This window comes from Lapillicoccus sp., from assembly GCF_036559105.1.
Taxonomy (GTDB): domain Bacteria; phylum Actinomycetota; class Actinomycetes; order Actinomycetales; family Dermatophilaceae; genus Lapillicoccus.
This window is the reverse complement of record NZ_DATBTV010000163.1, coordinates 17,894-34,577: the sequence shown is the minus strand read 5'-3', so window position 1 is coordinate 34,577 and position 16,684 is coordinate 17,894. Positions and strand designations below refer to the sequence as shown.

Annotated in this window: 13 protein-coding genes; 3 read left to right on the top strand and 10 right to left on the bottom strand. The window is 71.2% G+C overall.

The features are described 5' to 3' along the window. Positions 1–88: 88 nt before the first annotated feature. The 4 genes from VIG79_RS19375 to VIG79_RS19360 form a co-directional block, all read right to left on the bottom strand. Complete coding sequence (locus VIG79_RS19375; RefSeq protein ID WP_331888671.1) at positions 89–262, bottom strand: DUF6104 family protein; 174 nt, start codon at positions 260–262, stop codon at positions 89–91. A 5-nt stretch (positions 263–267) separates the two neighbouring features. Next, positions 268–4,167, bottom strand: a complete 3,900-nt coding sequence (locus VIG79_RS19370; RefSeq protein WP_331888669.1) for a multifunctional oxoglutarate decarboxylase/oxoglutarate dehydrogenase thiamine pyrophosphate-binding subunit/dihydrolipoyllysine-residue succinyltransferase subunit — start codon at positions 4,165–4,167, stop codon at positions 268–270. Positions 4,168–4,416: 249 nt separating this feature from the next. Continuing rightward, complete coding sequence (locus VIG79_RS19365; protein ID WP_331888667.1) at positions 4,417–5,223, bottom strand: ABC transporter permease; 807 nt, start codon at positions 5,221–5,223, stop codon at positions 4,417–4,419. Further along, positions 5,220–6,197, bottom strand: a complete 978-nt coding sequence (locus VIG79_RS19360; RefSeq protein WP_331888665.1) for an ABC transporter ATP-binding protein — start codon at positions 6,195–6,197, stop codon at positions 5,220–5,222. The genes VIG79_RS19365 and VIG79_RS19360 overlap by 4 nt, the downstream gene beginning before the upstream one ends. 175 nt (positions 6,198–6,372) lie before the next feature. Between VIG79_RS19360 and VIG79_RS19355 the strand changes: the two genes are divergently transcribed. Then, entirely contained in the window at positions 6,373–7,722 is a 1,350-nt protein-coding gene (locus tag VIG79_RS19355; RefSeq protein ID WP_331888663.1) for a hemolysin family protein, read from the top strand. Next, entirely contained in the window at positions 7,719–8,771 is a 1,053-nt protein-coding gene (locus VIG79_RS19350) for a hemolysin family protein (protein WP_331888661.1), read from the top strand. The genes VIG79_RS19355 and VIG79_RS19350 overlap by 4 nt, the downstream gene beginning before the upstream one ends. A 231-nt stretch (positions 8,772–9,002) precedes the next feature. Here VIG79_RS19350 and VIG79_RS19345 read toward each other — a convergent pair whose 3' ends face one another. Together VIG79_RS19345 and VIG79_RS19340 are read right to left on the bottom strand one after the other, a co-directional pair. After that, on the bottom strand, positions 9,003–9,446 hold the full coding sequence (locus tag VIG79_RS19345; protein WP_331888659.1) for a PPOX class F420-dependent oxidoreductase: 444 nt from the start codon (positions 9,444–9,446) through the stop codon (positions 9,003–9,005). Between the two features lie 29 nt (positions 9,447–9,475). Further along, positions 9,476–10,063 (bottom strand): helix-turn-helix transcriptional regulator, encoded by a 588-nt coding sequence (locus tag VIG79_RS19340; protein ID WP_331888657.1) that lies wholly within the window; start codon positions 10,061–10,063, stop codon positions 9,476–9,478. Positions 10,064–10,129: 66 nt separating this feature from the next. On the opposite strand from VIG79_RS19340, the gene VIG79_RS19335 reads away from it, so the two are divergent. Continuing rightward, a complete protein-coding gene (locus VIG79_RS19335) occupies positions 10,130–11,089 on the top strand; it encodes an NAD(P)/FAD-dependent oxidoreductase (RefSeq protein ID WP_331888655.1) in 960 nt (319 codons plus the stop codon). Positions 11,090–11,092: 3 nt separating this feature from the next. Here the strand turns inward: VIG79_RS19335 and VIG79_RS19330 are convergent, their stop codons facing one another. From VIG79_RS19330 to VIG79_RS19315, 4 genes are read right to left on the bottom strand one after another with little or no spacing between them, the layout of a single operon-like run. Further along, positions 11,093–11,818, bottom strand: a complete 726-nt coding sequence (locus VIG79_RS19330; RefSeq protein WP_331888653.1) for a sulfite exporter TauE/SafE family protein — start codon at positions 11,816–11,818, stop codon at positions 11,093–11,095. Positions 11,819–11,848: 30 nt separating this feature from the next. After that, positions 11,849–13,276: an NAD-dependent succinate-semialdehyde dehydrogenase gene (locus tag VIG79_RS19325; RefSeq protein WP_331888651.1), complete on the bottom strand. Its 1,428-nt coding sequence runs from the start codon at positions 13,274–13,276 to the stop codon at positions 11,849–11,851. A 47-nt stretch (positions 13,277–13,323) separates the two neighbouring features. Continuing rightward, the gene (locus tag VIG79_RS19320; RefSeq protein ID WP_331888649.1) at positions 13,324–14,421 is read right to left on the bottom strand and encodes a M24 family metallopeptidase; all 1,098 of its coding nucleotides are present in this window, start codon (positions 14,419–14,421) and stop codon (positions 13,324–13,326) included. Then, entirely contained in the window at positions 14,411–16,684 is a 2,274-nt protein-coding gene (locus VIG79_RS19315) for a glycoside hydrolase family 31 protein (protein ID WP_331888647.1), read from the bottom strand. The genes VIG79_RS19320 and VIG79_RS19315 overlap by 11 nt, the downstream gene beginning before the upstream one ends.

The following is a 16,684-nucleotide window of genomic DNA, read 5'->3' as shown; positions in this document are numbered from 1 at the left end:
GTCGTTCGTTCGTCCGCTCCCGGTACGCCTGCGTGTCGCCCGGAGCACGGCACCGAGCGGCGCCGCGGAGCTCGGGAGCTGAGCGCGGTCAGTCGTCGTCGTCCAGCCGAGCGAGCCAGGTGGCGAGCCGCTCGACCGGGGTCTCGAACTCCGGGTTGAGGTCGACGAACGTCCGGAGCTGCTCGGCGAGCCAGTCGAACGAGACCTCCTCCTCGCCGCGCCGAGCGGCGAGCTCCTCGATCCCGCGGTCCGTGAAGTACAAGCCGGTCAGCGGTCGAAGGCGGCGGCGACGAGGTTCTCCTGCTCGACCTCGTGCTTCTTGTGCGACCCGGTCGCGGGGGAGGCCGAGGCCATCCGCGACACCAGCCGCAGCGGCCGGGTCTCGCCGAACTCCTCCATCGCCTCGGGCAGGTTGAGCGCCATGTAGGGCCACGCCCCCTGGTTCCGTGGCTCGTCCTGGACCCACAGCACCTCAGCGCCCGGGTAGACCGCGAGGGCCTCGGCGATCTCGGCGCCCGGGACCGGCGCGAGCCGCTCGACCCGCACGATCGCCGTGGTCGTGTCCTCCCGGGTGGTGCGCTCGGCCTCCAGGTCGTAGACCACCTTGCCGGAGGCGAGGATCACCCGGGTCACCCCGGCCGGGTCGAGCCGGGCCGGGTCGGGCAGCACCGGACGGAAGCCGCCCTCCGTGAAGTCCTGGACACTGCTGGCCGCGGCCTTGAGCCGGAGCATCGACTTCGGGGTGAAGACGATGAGCGGGCGGCGCGGACGCGCGTACGCCTGACGCCGCAGCAGGTGGAAGTACGACGCGGGCGTCGACGGGTAGGCGACGGTCATGTTGTCCTCGGCGCAGAGCTGGAGGTAGCGCTCGATCCGCGCGGACGAGTGGTCCGGGCCCTGGCCCTCGTAGCCGTGCGGCAGCAGGAGGGTGACCGACGAGCGCTGGCCCCACTTCTGCTCGGACGACGAGATGAACTCGTCCAGGATCGTCTGCGCGCCGTTGGCGAAGTCGCCGAACTGGGCCTCCCAGAGCACCAGGGCGTCCGGCCGCTCCACGGAGTAGCCGTACTCGAAGCCCATGGCCGCGAACTCGCTGAGCAGGGAGTCGACAACCCAGAACCGGCCCTGGTTCTCGCCGAGGTAGAGCAGGGGCGTCCACTCGGCGGCGGAGGTCTTGTCGATGAGGACCGCGTGTCGCTGCACGAACGTGCCGCGCCGGCTGTCCTGGCCGGCCAGCCGGATCGGCGTGCCCTCGATGAGCAGCGACCCGAACGCGATCAGCTCGCCCATCGCCCAGTCGATCCCGCCCTGGCTGGTCATCGCCGAACGCCGCTCCAGCAGCTGCCTCAGCTTAGGGTGCACGGTGAAGCCGTCGGGGATATTGGTGAAGGCGTCCCCGATCTGCTTGAGCACCTCCGGCGTGATGGCGGTGTTGTTCTTCCACCGCGGTGCGGCGGCGTAGTCGGCGGCCTGTGAGGCGGGCTTCTCCAGCCCACGGCTGCGGTTGTCGGCGGAGGCGCTGGCGGTGGTCTTCGGGGCCTTGATGGCCTCCTTGGTCTCGACGAACACCCGCTCCAGCTGCTGCTGGTAGTCGCGCAGGGCCGCCTCGGCGTCCTCCTGCGAGATGTCGCCGCGACCGATCAGCGCCTCGGTGTAGAGCTTGCGGACCGAGCGCTTGGCCTCGATGAGGTGGTACATCAGCGGCTGCGTCATCGAGGGGTCGTCGCCCTCGTTGTGACCGCGACGGCGGTAGCAGACCATGTCGATGACGACGTCCTTGTTGAACGCCTGGCGGAACTCGTAGGCCAGCTCGGCCACGCGTACGCACGCCTCGGGGTCGTCGCCGTTGACGTGGAAGATCGGCGCCTGGATCATCCGCGCCACGTCCGTCGAGTAGACCGACGAGCGCGACGCGGACGGGGAGGTCGTGAAGCCGACCTGGTTGTTGATGACGACATGGATGGTGCCGCCGGTGCGGTAGCCGCGCAGCTGGGACAGGTGCAGCGTCTCGGCGACGACGCCCTGCCCGGCGAACGCCGCGTCACCGTGCATGAGGATCGGCAGCACCGTGAACGCCTCGCCGGCGAGGTCGAGCCGGTCCTGCTTGGCCCGGACGATGCCCTCGAGCACCGGGTCGACGGCTTCGAGGTGGGACGGGTTCGCCGCGAGGTAGACCTTCGTCGTCGAGCCGTCCTCGGAGGTGAACTCGCCCTCGGTGCCGAGGTGGTACTTCACGTCCCCGGACCCCTGGACCGACTTCGGGTCCTGCTGACCCTCGAACTCGCGGAAGATCTGACCGTAGGACTTGCCGGCGATGTTGGTCAGGACGTTGAGCCGGCCGCGGTGCGGCATACCGATGCAGATCTCGTCCATCCGGTCGTCCGCGGCGCGGCACATGACGCGGTCCATCAGGGCGATGACCGACTCGCCGCCCTCGAGCGAGAACCGCTTCTGCCCGACGAACTTGGTCTGAAGAAAGGTCTCGAACGCCTCGGCGGCGTTGAGCTTCTTGAGGATCCGCATCTGCTCGTCGCGCGACGGACGCGCATACGGGACCTCGACCTTGGCCTGGATCCAGGCCCGCTGCTCGGGGTCCTGGATGTGCATGTACTCGATGCCGACGGTGCGGCAGTAGGAGTCGCGCAGGATGCCGAGGATGCGGCGGAGCTTGAGGAACGGCTCGCCGCCGAACCCGCCGGTCGCGAACGAGCGGTCGAGGTCCCAGAGGCTCAGGCCGTGGGTGGTGACGTCGAGGTCGGCGTGCTTGCGCTGCCGGTACTCGAGCGGGTCGGTGTCGGCCATGAGGTGGCCACGGACCCGGTATGCGTGGATCAGCTCCTGAACCCGCGCCACCTTGTTGATGTCGTCGTCATGGGTGGCCGAGATGTCCTGGACCCAGCGGATCGGCTCATAGGGGATGCGCAGCGACTCGAAGATCTCGTCGTAGAAGCCCTGCTCGCCCAGCAGCAGCTGGTGCACCACGCGGAGGAAGTCGCCGCTCTGGGCGCCCTGGATGATCCGGTGGTCGTAGGTGCTGGTCAGGGTGAGGATCTTGCTGACCGCGTTGCGGTTGATCGTCTCGGTGCTCGCGCCCTGCCACTCGGCCGGGTACTCAAGCGCGCCGACGCCGATGATCGCGCCCTGGCCCTCCATGAGCCGGGGCACCGAGTGGTTCGTGCCGATGGTGCCCGGGTTCGTCAGGCTGATCGTCGTGCCCTGGAAGTCCTCGACGGTGAGCTTGTTCCCGCGGGCCTTGCGGACGACGTCCTCGTAGGCGGTCCAGAAGTGGACGAAGTCCATCGACTCGGTGGCCTTGATGCTCGGCACCAGCAGCGCGCGAGTGCCGTCGGGCTTGGACATGTCGATGGCCAGGCCGAGGTTGACGTGCGCGGGCGTGAGGAGCACCGGCTTGCCGTCACGGACGCCGAAGCCGTTGTTCATCTCGGGCATCGCGCGGAGCGCCTTGACCAGGGCGAACCCGATGATGTGGGTGAAGCTGACCTTGCCGCCGCGCGAGCGGGCGAGGTGGTTGTTGATCACGACGCGGTTGTCGATGAGCAGCTTGGCCGGCACGGCCCGGACGCTGGTAGCGGTCGGGACCTGGAGCGAGGACTCCATGTTGGTGACGACGCGGGCGGCCGGTCCGCGCAGCGGGGAGACCTTCTCGGTGACCTCGGCGTCGGGGTTCTTGGGCGCGACCTTCACGTCGCGAGGGGTGGGCCTGGACTCGGGCTTCTGCTCCGCGCGGGCCGTCGGAGCCGAGCTGGGGGCCGGCTTGCTCGCGGGCGGGGCCGTCGCGGTGGCGGCGACGGTCGGGGTGGCCGTACCGCCGGCCTTGGAGGGAGCGGCGCCCTTGGCGGCGGGAGCGGCGTTCTTCTCGGGCGCGGCCTTGGTGGGAGCCGGCGCGGCCTTGGAGGGAGCCACCTTGGTGGGAGCCGCCTTGGTGGGAGCCGGCGCGGCCGTCACCTCAGCGGTTGGCGCGGCGCCGTTTCCTCCGTTGGGGCCCGGCGTGCCGTCGGGCGAGTAGTCGGCGAAGAACGCCCACCAGGCCTTGTCGACCGAGTTCTTGTCCTGCAGGTACTGCTCGTACAGCTCGTCCACCAACCACTCGTTCGGGCCGAAGGCACTGAGCGGGTCGTCGGGCCGGGTGGTCCGGGGGTCAGCCACGGGGAAAACGCCTCTTTCGTCACGTCAACGATGACGGTCACGCGAGACGGCCGGGAAGGCCCAGAGAACGCAGCCCGTCACCGCCGTTCCCGCGTACCTCAGGGTTCGAGTCTAGCCCCGCCACGTCCTGGCCGCGGCGCGGCATCCCCGGTCCGAGCCCGCGGCGACCGAACTCAGATGTTTACCCGGTTTCGGGCGTTCGGGCCCGGAAACCGGCAGACATCTGAGTTCGGTCGGGGGGAAGGACGGTCAGCTGATGTCGCGGCGCACCGTCAGCCACGAGCCGATGCCGGCCATGACCGCGGCGTAGGCGGCCAGGACGAGGGCGCCGGCCCACCAGCTGAGGGTCTGCACCGTGTTCCCGTTGAACCCACCGGTCGAGGTGCTGAGCATCGCCGACGTGGCCTGGCTGGGCAGGTACGGCGTGATGTCACCGCCCCAGCTGGTGATGCCGAGGACGGCCCCGAGGATCGGCTCGATGATCCACGCGACACCGATCGCGATGAGCAGTGCGGCGACCTGGTTGGGGATGAGGATCCCGACTCCGAGACCGATGAGCGCCCAGAGGCCGAGGACCAGGAGCGCCAGGGCGAGAGTCCGCCAGATCTCCGGGTCGGCGAACGGGGCGTGGCCCTTCGCGGTGAGCAGGAGCCCGCCGGTCACGACCGAGCCCACCAGGGACAGCACCGCGTACATCGCCCCGATGACCAGCAGCGCGACGACCTTGGCGCCCATGACCTGGACCCGCTTGGGGTTGGCGAGGAACGTCGACGTGACCGTCTTGTGGCGGTACTCCGAGCCGATGGTCATAACGCCGATGGCCAACGTGAGCAGGTACCCCACCCCGATGCCACCGGTGAACACCTGGCGGGCCAGGTCGAGGTCGTTGGTGATCGGCGGCGGTCCGCCTTGGCCGCCCGTAGCGGCGTCGCTGGTGAAGATGAACCCGAACAGCAGGGCGAACCCGGCGCCGGCCAGGACGATGGCGATCGCCATGCCCCACCACATGCGGGTGGTGAAGAACTTGAGCAGCTCCGAGTTGATCGACCGGATCATGACGCGACTCCTTGGTGGACCGCGGGTTCGGCGTCCTGCACCGGCATCCCCTCGAGGTTGCGGTTGCGGTTCTCCGGTGACGTCGTCAGCTCGAAGTAGAGCGACTCGAGGTCCGTGGAGAGGGTCCGCAGCTCGTGGACGGCCACACCGGCCCGCAGGGCCACGTCCCCGATCCGGGCCATGTCCTCGGTGCGGACGCGCAGGCCGTTGGCCTCGTCCTGCTCCGACACCACGCCGGCGGCGAGGAGCGCGCTGGCCAGCTCGTCGCGGTCGGGGGTCCGGACCAGCACGGTCGGCTCGCCCTGAAGGTCGCTGATCGGGCCCTGCGCGACGCTGCGCCCGTTGGCGATGATGACCACGTCGTCGACGGTCTGGGCGACCTCGGCGAGCAGGTGGCTGGAGATGAGGACGGTCTTGCCCTCGCTGGACAGGTACCGCAGGAAGCCGCGCAGCCAGCGGATGCCTTCCGGGTCGAGGCCGTTGGCCGGCTCGTCGAGGATGACCGCCTTCGGGTCGCCGAGCAGCGCGGCCGCGAGGCCGAGCCGCTGACGCATACCCATCGAGTAGCCGCCGGCGCGCTTCCGGGCCGCCGCCGGTATGCCAACGAGGTCGAGCATCTCGTCGACCCGGCTGACCGGGATGCCCGAGGTCGCCGCGAGGACGCGCAGGTGGTCACGGCCGCTCCGGCCGGGGTGGAAGTTCGTCGACTCGAGGGCCGACCCGACCTCGAGAAGGGGGTTCGGGATGTCGTGGTAGGTGACGCCGCCGATGGTCGCGGTGCCCGAGCTCGGCCGGATCAGGCCGAGCAGCATCCGTAGCGTGGTCGTCTTGCCGGCCCCGTTCGGGCCGAGGAAGCCGGTGATGCGGCCGGGCTCAACGGCGAAGTCGAGGTCCTGGACCGCCGTGAAGTCCCCGAACCGCTTGGTGAGGCCTCGAACCTCGATGCGCGCGCCGGACGCCGGCGCCGGTGTCATGAGTCGTCCCCACAAGATGTCATGGGTCGATCAAACCAGCGCCGGTCGGGCACCGGATCCCACGGGGGGCGGATTCCGGGCCGGCTCAGGGTGCGCTCAGGGTCATACCCCAGGCGGAGGAGCGGGTATGCGGCGGATCGGCCGCTCCGCGCGGCTTCCCTAGGATGGAAGAACTATGACCGAGTGGTTGCTCGTGCTCGCCGCTGTCGCCCTCACGGCGGGCACCGCGCTCTTCGTCACCGCGGAGTTCTCCCTCGTCGCCCTGGACCGGCCGTCCGTCCAGCAGGCGGTCGACCAGGGCGACGAGCGTGCGGCCACCGTCCTGAGGTCGTTGCGCCAGCTCTCGACCCAGCTGTCCGCCGCCCAGGTCGGGATCACGCTGACCACCCTGATCGTCGGCTATCTCGCCGAGCCCTCGATCGGCTCGCTGCTCTATGGGCCGCTGGTGAGCCTGGGCCTGTCCGACTCGATGGCATCCTCGCTCGCCACGACCCTCGCCCTGGTCCTCGTGACGCTGTTCTCGATGGTGTTCGGCGAGCTGATGTCGCAGTTCCTCGGGATCAGCGCGCCGCTCGCGGCGGCCAAGGTCGTGGCCGGGCCGGTCCGGGCGTTCGCGATGGTCGCTCGGCCGCTGGTGGCGATCCTCCAAGGCTCGGCCAACGCCGCCCTGCGGGCGATGGGCATCACACCGCAGGAGGAGCTGACCAGCGCCCGGACCCCGCAGGAGCTCGCGAGCCTGGTCCGGCGGTCCGCGGAGCAGGGGACCCTGGAGGCCAACACCGCTCGGCTGCTCACCCGCTCCCTCGACTTCGGCGACCGTACGGCGGTCGACGTGATGACCCCGCGGGTGCGCTGCTCGGGCATCGAGCGCACGGCCCGTGCCGACGACATCATCCGGCTCGCGCGGCAGACCGGGCACTCGCGGTTCCCCGTCATCGGCGACGACTGGGACGACATCGACGGGCTGGTCCACGTCAAGAAGGCCATCGCGGTGCCACATGACCGTCGGCCGGACGTCCCCGTCAGCGCACTGATGGTGCCGCCGGTAATGGTGCCCGAGACCATCCGCCTCGACCCGCTGCTGCTCCGTCTGCGGGCCGCCGGCCTGCAGATGGTGGTGGTGGTCGACGAGTACGGCGGGACCTCCGGAGTGGTGACCCTCGAGGACGTCGTGGAGGAGATCGTCGGCGAGGTCAGCGACGAGCACGACCGGTCGCAGTCCGACTGGAACCAGATGGCCGACGGGTCCTGGCTGCTCCCGGGCCTCTGGCGGCCCGACCAGGTCCGCGACCAGCTCGGCGCTGTGGTCCCGGACGGACCGACCTACGAGACCGTCGGCGGGTTCGTCATGGCCGTGCTGGGCCGCATCCCCGTCGTTGGCGACGAGCTGGCCCTGCCTGGCTGGACCGTGCGCGTCGCGAGGATGGACGGGCGGCGGGTCGACCGGCTGCGGTTCATCCCGAACCCCGACGAGCCGCCGCCGACGGATGCCGACGGCCAGCCGTCCGGGGAGGCGTCCGCGTGAGCCATGCCCTGGCGTTGTGGATCTCGGTGCTCCTGCTGCTCGGGAACGCCTTCTTCGTGGGTGCCGAGTTCGCGGCGATGGCCGCCCGACGCTCGACCCTCGAGCCGATGGCCGCGGCCGGAAGCGCCCGCGCTCGGATGTCGCTCGACGCGTTGGAGCACCTGGGCTCGATGCTCGCAACCGCGCAGCTCGGCATCACCGTCTGCTCGGTCGGGCTCGGGGCCCTCGCCGAGGTGGCGCTGCACGAGATGCTCGAGGGCGTCTTCATCTCCTGGCACCTCGACCAGTGGATCAGCGAGGCGTGGCTGGGTCCGATCTCGCTCTTGGTGGCCCTCAACATCGTCGTCTACTTCCACGTCGTCATCGGCGAGATGATCCCCAAGAACCTCGCCATCGCGGGTCCCGACCGCGCGGCGCTGCTGCTGGTACCGGCGCTCCTCTTCGTGTCGCGGGCGCTGCGGCCGCTGGTCCGGGTGATGGAGTGGGTCGCGAAGGGCTTGGTACGCCTCGTGTTCCGTGTCGAGCCCAAGAACGAGATCACCAGTGCGTTCACCGCCGACGAGGTCGCGCACATCGTCGCCGAGAGCCACGCCGAGGGGTTGCTCGAGGAGGGGCGCGAGGGGCTGGTCCGCTCGGCGCTCGACTTCAGCGACAAGGTCGCGTCCCAGGTCGCCGTTCCCGTCGACTCGCTGGTGACCGTGTCGTTCGGTGCGACGCCGGCGGACATCGAGAAGCTCGTGGCCCGTTACGGGTACTCCCGGTTCCCGGTGCGGGCGCCCGACGGTGAGGTGACGGGGTACCTCCACCTCAAGGACATCCTGTACGCGGACGACGAGCGCCAGACGCAGCCGGTCCCGCTCAAGCGGGTTCGCCGCCTGGCCACGGTGAGCCCGAACGACGATGTCGACGACGTGCTCGCGACGATGCAGCGCACCGGTGCCCACCTCGCCCGAGTCGTCGACGCCGACGGCGCGGTCAGCGGCGTGATCTTCCTCGAGGACGTCCTCGAGGAGCTCGTGGGTGAGGTGTCGGACGCGACCCAGCGGTGACATCCTCTCCCCTGCGGACGGCGGCAGCGTCCGCCCCGAGAAGTCTCAAGGGACTCATGGCCGACAACGGCGGGCGTCAGATCGGTGATGTCGTCGGCGCCGACGTCAGCCCGGTGGAGACGATCACCGGTGGGGTTCGACGTGCCGACCGGCACGCCGCTGAAGGTGGCCTACACGCCGGAGCTTGCGGTGCTCGGGTCCTGGCAGTGACGGTGACCCAGCGCCTGGCGCTCAGGCCTTGGATGTCGCGGTGATGCCGCCGCCCTCGGTGGCGATGAACTTCGTCGGCCGGACGGTCAGGACCACGCGGACGTCCTTGTCGGTGACCTCGTAGTCCCTGCCGTAGCGGTGCTGCAGGCCCTTGTAGAACGACGCCTCGGCGTCGTCGTCCTCGACGCTCTCGAGCACGCCACGGATCTCGAGAGAGCGGTACTCGTCGTCCGGGTCGGCAATCGACAGGGCCAGCCGCGGGTCCTCGGCCAGGTTCGCGAACTTCTGCCGCGTCTTGGTGTGCGTCATCCGCAACCGTGAGCCGTCCCACGCGAACCACATCACGCTGCTCATCGGCGCGCCGCTCGGCCGGACGGTCGCCAGGTGGGCGAACACCGGGCGCTCGAGGAGGTCGGCGTGCGAGGCGGGGACGCTGGCGGCGGTGGTGTCGGTGTCGGTGCTCATACCTCCGCCAACCACCGAGAGCCCCCGAGTCATTCCGGCTTGGCGGGTCCCCGCACGTGCATTCGCTCACCCTGCGGCCCGAACAGGGCCAGGATCTCGGCGCTCTTCCCGCCCGCCGCCTCGATCGCGTGCGGCGTGCGGGTGTCGAACTCCGCCGCCTCGCCGCGGGTCAGGATGAGGTCCTGGGTGCCGAGGCGCAGCCGGAGCCGGCCGGACAGCAGGTAGAGCCACTCGTACCCCTCGTGCGTCTGGAGCGGAGGCAGGCGGGTCGAGGTCGGTGGCGGCATGAGGATCTTGTACGCCTGCAGCCCGCCGGGCTGCTGCGACAACGGGATGAACGTCCGGCCGTGCCGGTTGACCGGTCGGGGGTGGATGCGCGGGTCGCCGGTCGGCGGTGCTCCGACGAGCTCGTCCAGCTGCACGCGCCAGGCGCTCGCGATCGGCAGCAGCAGCTCCAGGGTGGGGCGGCGCTGCCCGGACTCGAGGCGCGACAGCGTGCTGACCGAGATGCCGGTGGCGGCCGAGAGCTGCGCGAGAGTGCCGCCGCGTTGCCGCCGCGTCGCCCTCAGGCGCTCGCCGACCCCGTCGAGGGTCGTGGTGAGGTCGGGTGCGTCCATGGCCCCAGTTTGCCAGACCGGCAAGGGTGTTTGCTCACCGGTGGAGAGTCTGTGCAGACTGCCCGCATGAACTCGAGCTATGACGTCGTCATCATCGGAGGAGGCCCGGCGGGCCTCAGCGCGGCTACGGCGCTCACGAGGTCCCGGCGGACGGTGCTGGTCCTCGACGGGGGTGCCCCGCGGAATGCGCCGGCCGGTCACCTGCACAACTTCCTCAGCCGCGACAGCACCTCACCGCTGGAGCTGGTGGCGTTGGGCCGCAAGGAGGTCGAGTCGTTCGGCGGGACCGTCGAGTCGGCCGAGGTCAGCGGCATCCGTCGGGTCGGGGACGCGTTCGAGGTGACGACGGCCGACGGTCGGGCCGCCCAGGCCCGGAGGGTGCTGGTCACCACCGGACTCCAGGACCGGCTGCCGGACATCCCGGGGGTCGCCGAGCGCTGGGGTCGCGACGTCCTGCACTGCCCCTACTGCCACGGCTACGAGGTCCGCGACCAGGCGGTCGGCATCCTCGCGGTCGGCCCCCTGGCCGGGCACGCCGCCGGGCTCTGGCGTCAGCTGACCGACCGGGTCACCGTGTTCCGGCACGACGACGAGGAGCTCGACCCGGAGACGGCGGAGCGGTTGGAGGTGCTCGGCGTCCCGGTCGTCGACGGGAGGGTGGCGGGACTCGTCGTCGAGGACGACCGGGTCACCGGCATCCGGCTCGAGTCCGGTGAGGTGCTGCCGGTGGACGCGGTGGTCGTCTCGCCGCTGGCCGGCGCCCGGGCCGGGTTCCTGGCCGACCTCGGGCTGGAGACGGTCGACATCGAGATGATGGGGCGCGTCGTCGCGACCCGGCTGGACGCCGACCCGCTCGGCCGCACCGGGGTTCCGGGCGTCTGGGCCGCGGGGTCCGTGGTGGAGCCGATGGCCCAGCTCATGGCGTCCGCCGCATCGGGCCTCATGGCCGGTGCGCAGATCAACGCCGACCTGGTCGAGACCGACCTGCGGGAGCGGATCAGCTCCCGTCGGGCGGTCGCCTCGTAGCGGTCACCACATCAGGAGGCCCTTGACGACGGTGAAGACCGCGCCGCCCAGAGCGAGACCGATGGCGAGCCGGCGGGCCAGCTCGTGGTCGATGTGCCGCGACAGGATCTCGCCCCCGACCAGGCCGACGGCCAGCGCGCCGAACGACACGGCGAGCGCGAGCGGGGCGACGTGGGGCAGTCCGCCCTTGGCGGCCAGGGAGCCCAGGTTGGTGAAGATCGAGAAGAACTGGAACGTCGCGACGAACTTGCGGTGTTCCCAGGCGGTGCTTACCGCATACAGGACGATCGCCGGACCACCGACGCCGGCGGTGACGTTCATGAAGCCGCTGGACGCGCCGGCGACGACGGCTCCGCCCCGGCCACGCAGCACCCTGGCCCGCTCGCTGAGCACGACCGCGCCCAGGGCGAGGATGACCAGGAGGCCGATGATGACCATGAGCGGGGCGGGCGGGACGTTCTTGGCGACGTAGGCCCCGAACGGGATGGCGACCAACGCCGGGACCGCCAGCAGCAGGCCCTTTTTCCACTCGGTGTCCCGCCAGTGCGTCACGAAGACGACGACGCTGACGGTCAGCCCCAGCAGGTTGGACAGGACGACACCGTCGAACGGCCCGGCGATGAGGACCAGCAGGGGCGCGCAGACCAACGCGAAGCCGATGCCGGTCACGCGCTGGGTCAGCGCGCCCGCCATCACCCCCAGGGGCAGGAACAGCAGCTCGGTGGTCATGTCCGACGATCCGGTATGCGCGTGGTCCGGTCAGAGGCCGAGCGCCAGGTAGCGCACGTCTTCGAACTCCTCGAGCCCGAGGGCCGCGCCCTCCCGACCCAGGCCGGACTGCTTGACCCCGCCCATCGGCGCGAAGGCGACCGAGGGAAGCGCGTTGTTGACGCCGACGATGCCCGCCTCGAGATGCTCCGCCGTCCGCCAGCAGCGGGAGATGTCGCGCGACCAGAGATAGCCGGCCAGGCCCATCTCGGTGGCGTTGGCGCGGGCGATAGCGTCGGCGGTGTCGCGGAACCGGGACACCGCCGCGGCGGGTCCGAACACCTCCTGGGTCGCGATGGCGGCGGTGTCGGGGACGTTCGCCAGCAGGGTCGGCGCCAGGAAGGTGCCGCCCCCGGGCACGTCGCGCTCGTGAGTCAGCCGGGTCGCCCCCAGCGAGAGCGCCTCGGAGACCAGCACGTTCACCGCGTCGACCCGGGAGGCGTCGATGACGGGGCCGAGGTCGGGGAGGGGGTCGGCGAGTCCGTCACCGACCGTCATGGCGTCGACCCGGGCCACCAGCGCCCCGACGAACTCGTCGTAGACGTCCTCGTGCACGATGAAACGGTTGGCCGCGATGCAGGACTGCCCGGTGTTGCGGAACTTCGCGAGCATCGCGCCCTCGACCGCCGCGTCGATGTCGGCGTCCTCGAAGACGATGAACGCGGCGTCGCCGCCGAGCTCGAGCAGCGGCCGGACGACCCGGCGGGCTGCACCGGCCATGATCTCTCGGCCGACCGGAGTCGAGCCGGTGAAGGTCACGGCGCGGACCGCCTCGTGGTCGAGCAGGGTCTGGGTGACCTCGCGGGCCGGTCCGTGCACGAGGTTGACGACGCCGGCGGGCACGCCCGCGTCGACGATCGCGCGCACCATCTCGGTCGCCGCCAGCGGAGCCTTCTCGGAGACCCGGGCGACGACGGTGCACCCGGCGGCGAGGGCGGGAGCCAGCTTGCGGGCCTGGATCGAGCAAGGGAAGTTCCACGGGGTCAGCGAGGCCACGACGCCCACCGGACGCCGGAGGGACAGGTGCCGTCGGTCGGCCGCCTCGTGGGCCATGACCTCGCCCTGCGGCCGGCGGGCCTGCTCCCCGAACCAGCGGAAGTACTCCGCGCTGAAGGCCACCTCGCCGACGGCCTCGGGGCGGCGTTTGCCGGCCTCGCGGGCCAGCGTGTCGCCGATCGAGTCGGCCCGTTCGGCGATCAGCCGGCTCGCCTCGAGGAGGATGTCGGCCCGCCGCCGCGGCGGCAGGTCGGCCCAGTCGGCGAACGCTCGGGCGGCGGCGTCGGCCGCGCGCTGGGCCGTCTTCGCGTCGCCCCACGCCAGCCGGCCGACGACACTGCCGTCGGCGGGGTTGGTCACGTCGACGGTGCTGTCGCCGTCCTCCCAGATGCCGTCGACGAGATGGCTGGCGATCGTGGTCACGAGAGTGCTCCTTGGCGAGTCGGGTTGGACGTCAACGGATCTGTGGGTCAGGGGACGAGGACGTCCGGCCGCAGCCGGTCCCCGACCTTCACGGTCGGCCACGCGTCGTCGTGGACCAGGGTGTCGGGACCGGCGCCCTCCACGAGGGCGGTGTCCTCGACCTTCCAGCCGGCGGCGCTCGGGTTCCACGCGAGCACCGCGCCCTCCGTCACGATCTCGTCGCTGGCCGGTGAGGCGGGGAACTCGCGGGGCTGGAAGCCGCTGAAGCCGCCCTGGTGGTGGCGGTGCCACTCGTCGCGGCTGAACCCCTGCGCAGCGTAGGCGGCGGTGCCGGCCGCGACGACGTCGCCCAGCCGAGCGCCGACCCGGGACGCGTCGAGGAAGGCCTGCTCGACGTGCAGCAGCCGCTCGTAGGCGTCGTGCTCATCAGCCCCGAGCGGATCGAACGAGACGATCCGGGTGACGCTGGCGACGAGACCGTGCCGGCGGGCGCAGGCGACGAGCATGGCGCGGACTCCCAGAGGGTCGCCGGTGGGCAGCGGGTGACGGTGGGCCTCGAGGTGCGGCGCACCGCCGACGAGCAGGACGATCGGGTCGAGCTCGCGGTCGAGCAGCTCGCGCGCCAGAAGCCCCGCGGCCTGGTACCCCGTCGTTGTGGGGGTGAGCCCCGCCGCCGCGGTCGTGGCCGCCGCCGCCGCGTCGCCGCACACCTCCCGCAGCAGCCGCCGCTGCCGATCGGTGAGGTGGCGCCGCAACCGGGCGACGTCGCCCGCCAGCGGCAGTGCGTCCGGCAGCGGCCGGTCGCTTCCGACGTGGGTGCCACGGGGGAGCCTCGGGTCGCGTGCTTCCCACCACGGGACGACGTCCCACGTGGCGTCGAGCCCGGCGAGCTCGGTGTCGCGGAGCCGCGGTGCCTCGATCGCGTTGGTGACGAGGGTGATCCGGGGTCGGCTCACGCAGTCCAGGACGACGTCCAGGCAGGCGGTGTCGAGGGTCTGGGGGACGTTGACCCGGCCGCCGAGGAGCCAGGTGAGGTTGGCCGGGTCGCGGAGTACCAGGGTGTCGAGGCCCCGGTCGCGGGCCACGGTCGCCAGCTCCGCGACCTTCTCCGGGAGGTCCGCCCAGCGGTCGGTGTCAGCCGCCATGGTGCACCACCTCGCCGGCGGCGGCCAGCGGCGACCCGTCGAAGCCGACCCACGTCCGCCCGGTCACGTCGACGTCGCCGTAGACGTGTTGGTGCCAGGGCCGGTCGAGGAGGTCGGCGACCGAACGGAACGTCGCCTCGACCTCGACGCGCGGGATGACGGCGCCCTCGCGGACGAGTAGTGGCATCCGGTCGAGCGGCACGTCGACGGTGTGGAAGCCCGGACCCGTGAAGCTGGTTCCGTCCTCGAGGCCGTACCACCGGCCCTCTGGCACGTAGAACGTCCGGCTGACGGGGCGGTCGGCGTCGTCGAACACCGGCACGACGAGCAGGTCCTGGCCGACCAGGAAGCTGTCGTCGACGCTCCGAGCGACGCGGTCCTCGGGGTAGTGGAAGCCGAGCGGGCGCATCACCGGCCAGCCGTTCGTGGCGGACTCGTTGGCGACCTGCCAGAGGTAGGGGAGGAGCGAGTAGCGGAGCCGGACCCAGTCACGGCAGATGCGCAGCGCCTCGTCCCCGAACGCCCAGGGCTCGCGTGGTCGCAAGCCGTGCGCGCGCATCAGCGGTGAGAGAGCGCCGAGCTGGGTCCATCGCACGTAGAGGGCCGGGGTCAGCTCGGGACCGAAGAACCCGCCGATGTCGTGGCTCCAGAACCCCGGAGCACTCATCGCGTACGAGAGCCCGCCGCGCACTGTCGCCTGCATGCCGGCGACCGTCGACTCGGCGTCCCCGCCCCACTGGCCGGGGTAGCGCTGCGAACCGGCCCATCCACTGCGGCCCCAGACCAGCGGTGCCCTGTCGGTGAACTCGCGGATAGCGTCCGAGACGGCACCGTTGTAGCGCAACGGATAGAGGTTGTGGGCCTGGTGCGGGGGCGTCCCGTCGAAGAGCGCGACGTCGTCCGGCAGCGCCTCGCCGAAGTCGGTCTTGAACACGGCCACGCCGTCGTCCAGGAACTCGCGGTGCATCTCCTGCCACCAGCGCCGCGCCTCCGGGTTGGTGAAGTCGATGAGCGCGCGCATCCGCCCATCGGGGGTCGGCGTCTTGACGATCGACGCCAGGCTGCCGTCGGTCCGCTTGACGAGGTACCCCTCGCGCTCGGCGTGCTCGAAGATCGGCGAGGCCGGGTCGAGGTAGGGGAGCTCCCACACCGACAGCCGGATCCCGAGGTCCGCGAGGTCGGCGACGAACTGCTTGCGGTCGCCGAACCGCGAGGTGTTCCAGATGAAGTCGGTGTTGAGCCGGTCGACGACGAGCCAGTCGGGGTCCAGGTGCAGCACGTCGAGCGGCACGTCATGCTCCCGCATCGTCCGGCCGACCTCGAGCATCTCCTCGCGGGTGTGGTAGCGGCAGCGACCCATCCAGTAGCCGAAGGCCCACGGCTGCGGGACGTCCGGCCGGCCGGTCAGGGCGGTGTATGCGGTGAGCCGGGCCGCGGGGTCGGCGCCGGCGACGACGTAGAGGTCGATGACCCGGTCGTCCACGCCGATCGACAGGACGGATGGGCGGGAGTGACCCACGTCGGCGGTGACGACGGCTCCGGTGTTGACGAATCCGGTGTAGCCGCGCGACGAGTGCCACACCGGGACCGGCTTGTAGGCCATCCCCGTGCCGGTGCCGCAGGCGTCCTCGCTGCGCAGCCGCAGCTTCTGGCCGTTCTTGACCAGCCGGCTGAACTGCTCGCCGAAGCCGAGGATGTCCTCGTCCGGGCCGAGCTCCAGGCTGAGCGTCGTCGCGGTCTGGTCGACGACGACGGACGGCGCGGTCAGCAGCCCGGCGACCTGGCGCAGCCGGTCCGCCGTGCGCAGCACGGTGGCGCCGCTCTCGGCGTCGGTCAGCATCAGGGTGAAGGGAGCCCTGCCCACCGTCAGCCGCAAGCCCCCGCCGTGGAGGACGACGCGGTCGTCGTGCTCCTCGACGTCGAGCGTGGACGGATCCGGCGTCGCTTCCACGACGATGCCGAGACCGGTGCCGTCGTCGTCGAAGGCGGCGTCCCCTGCGGGGGCGAGGACCAGCCGCAGGCAGCCGGGCTGCGGGGCGGTGACCCGCAACGCATACGGCGTCACGTCGGTGGGAGGGAGGCTGATATCGGGAAGGTTCGGCATCTGGGTCTCGACTCCCTGCGCCGCCAACGGCTCGCCCGTGAGCCAGCCCGGCATCATGCCGAGCTGGACGCCGGGGAGGGCGTCGATGTCGAGGGTGACACCCGCCTCGTCGGTGCGGACGTCCCGAACGCGGCGAAGCAGGACTGCGGTGTCGGTCAT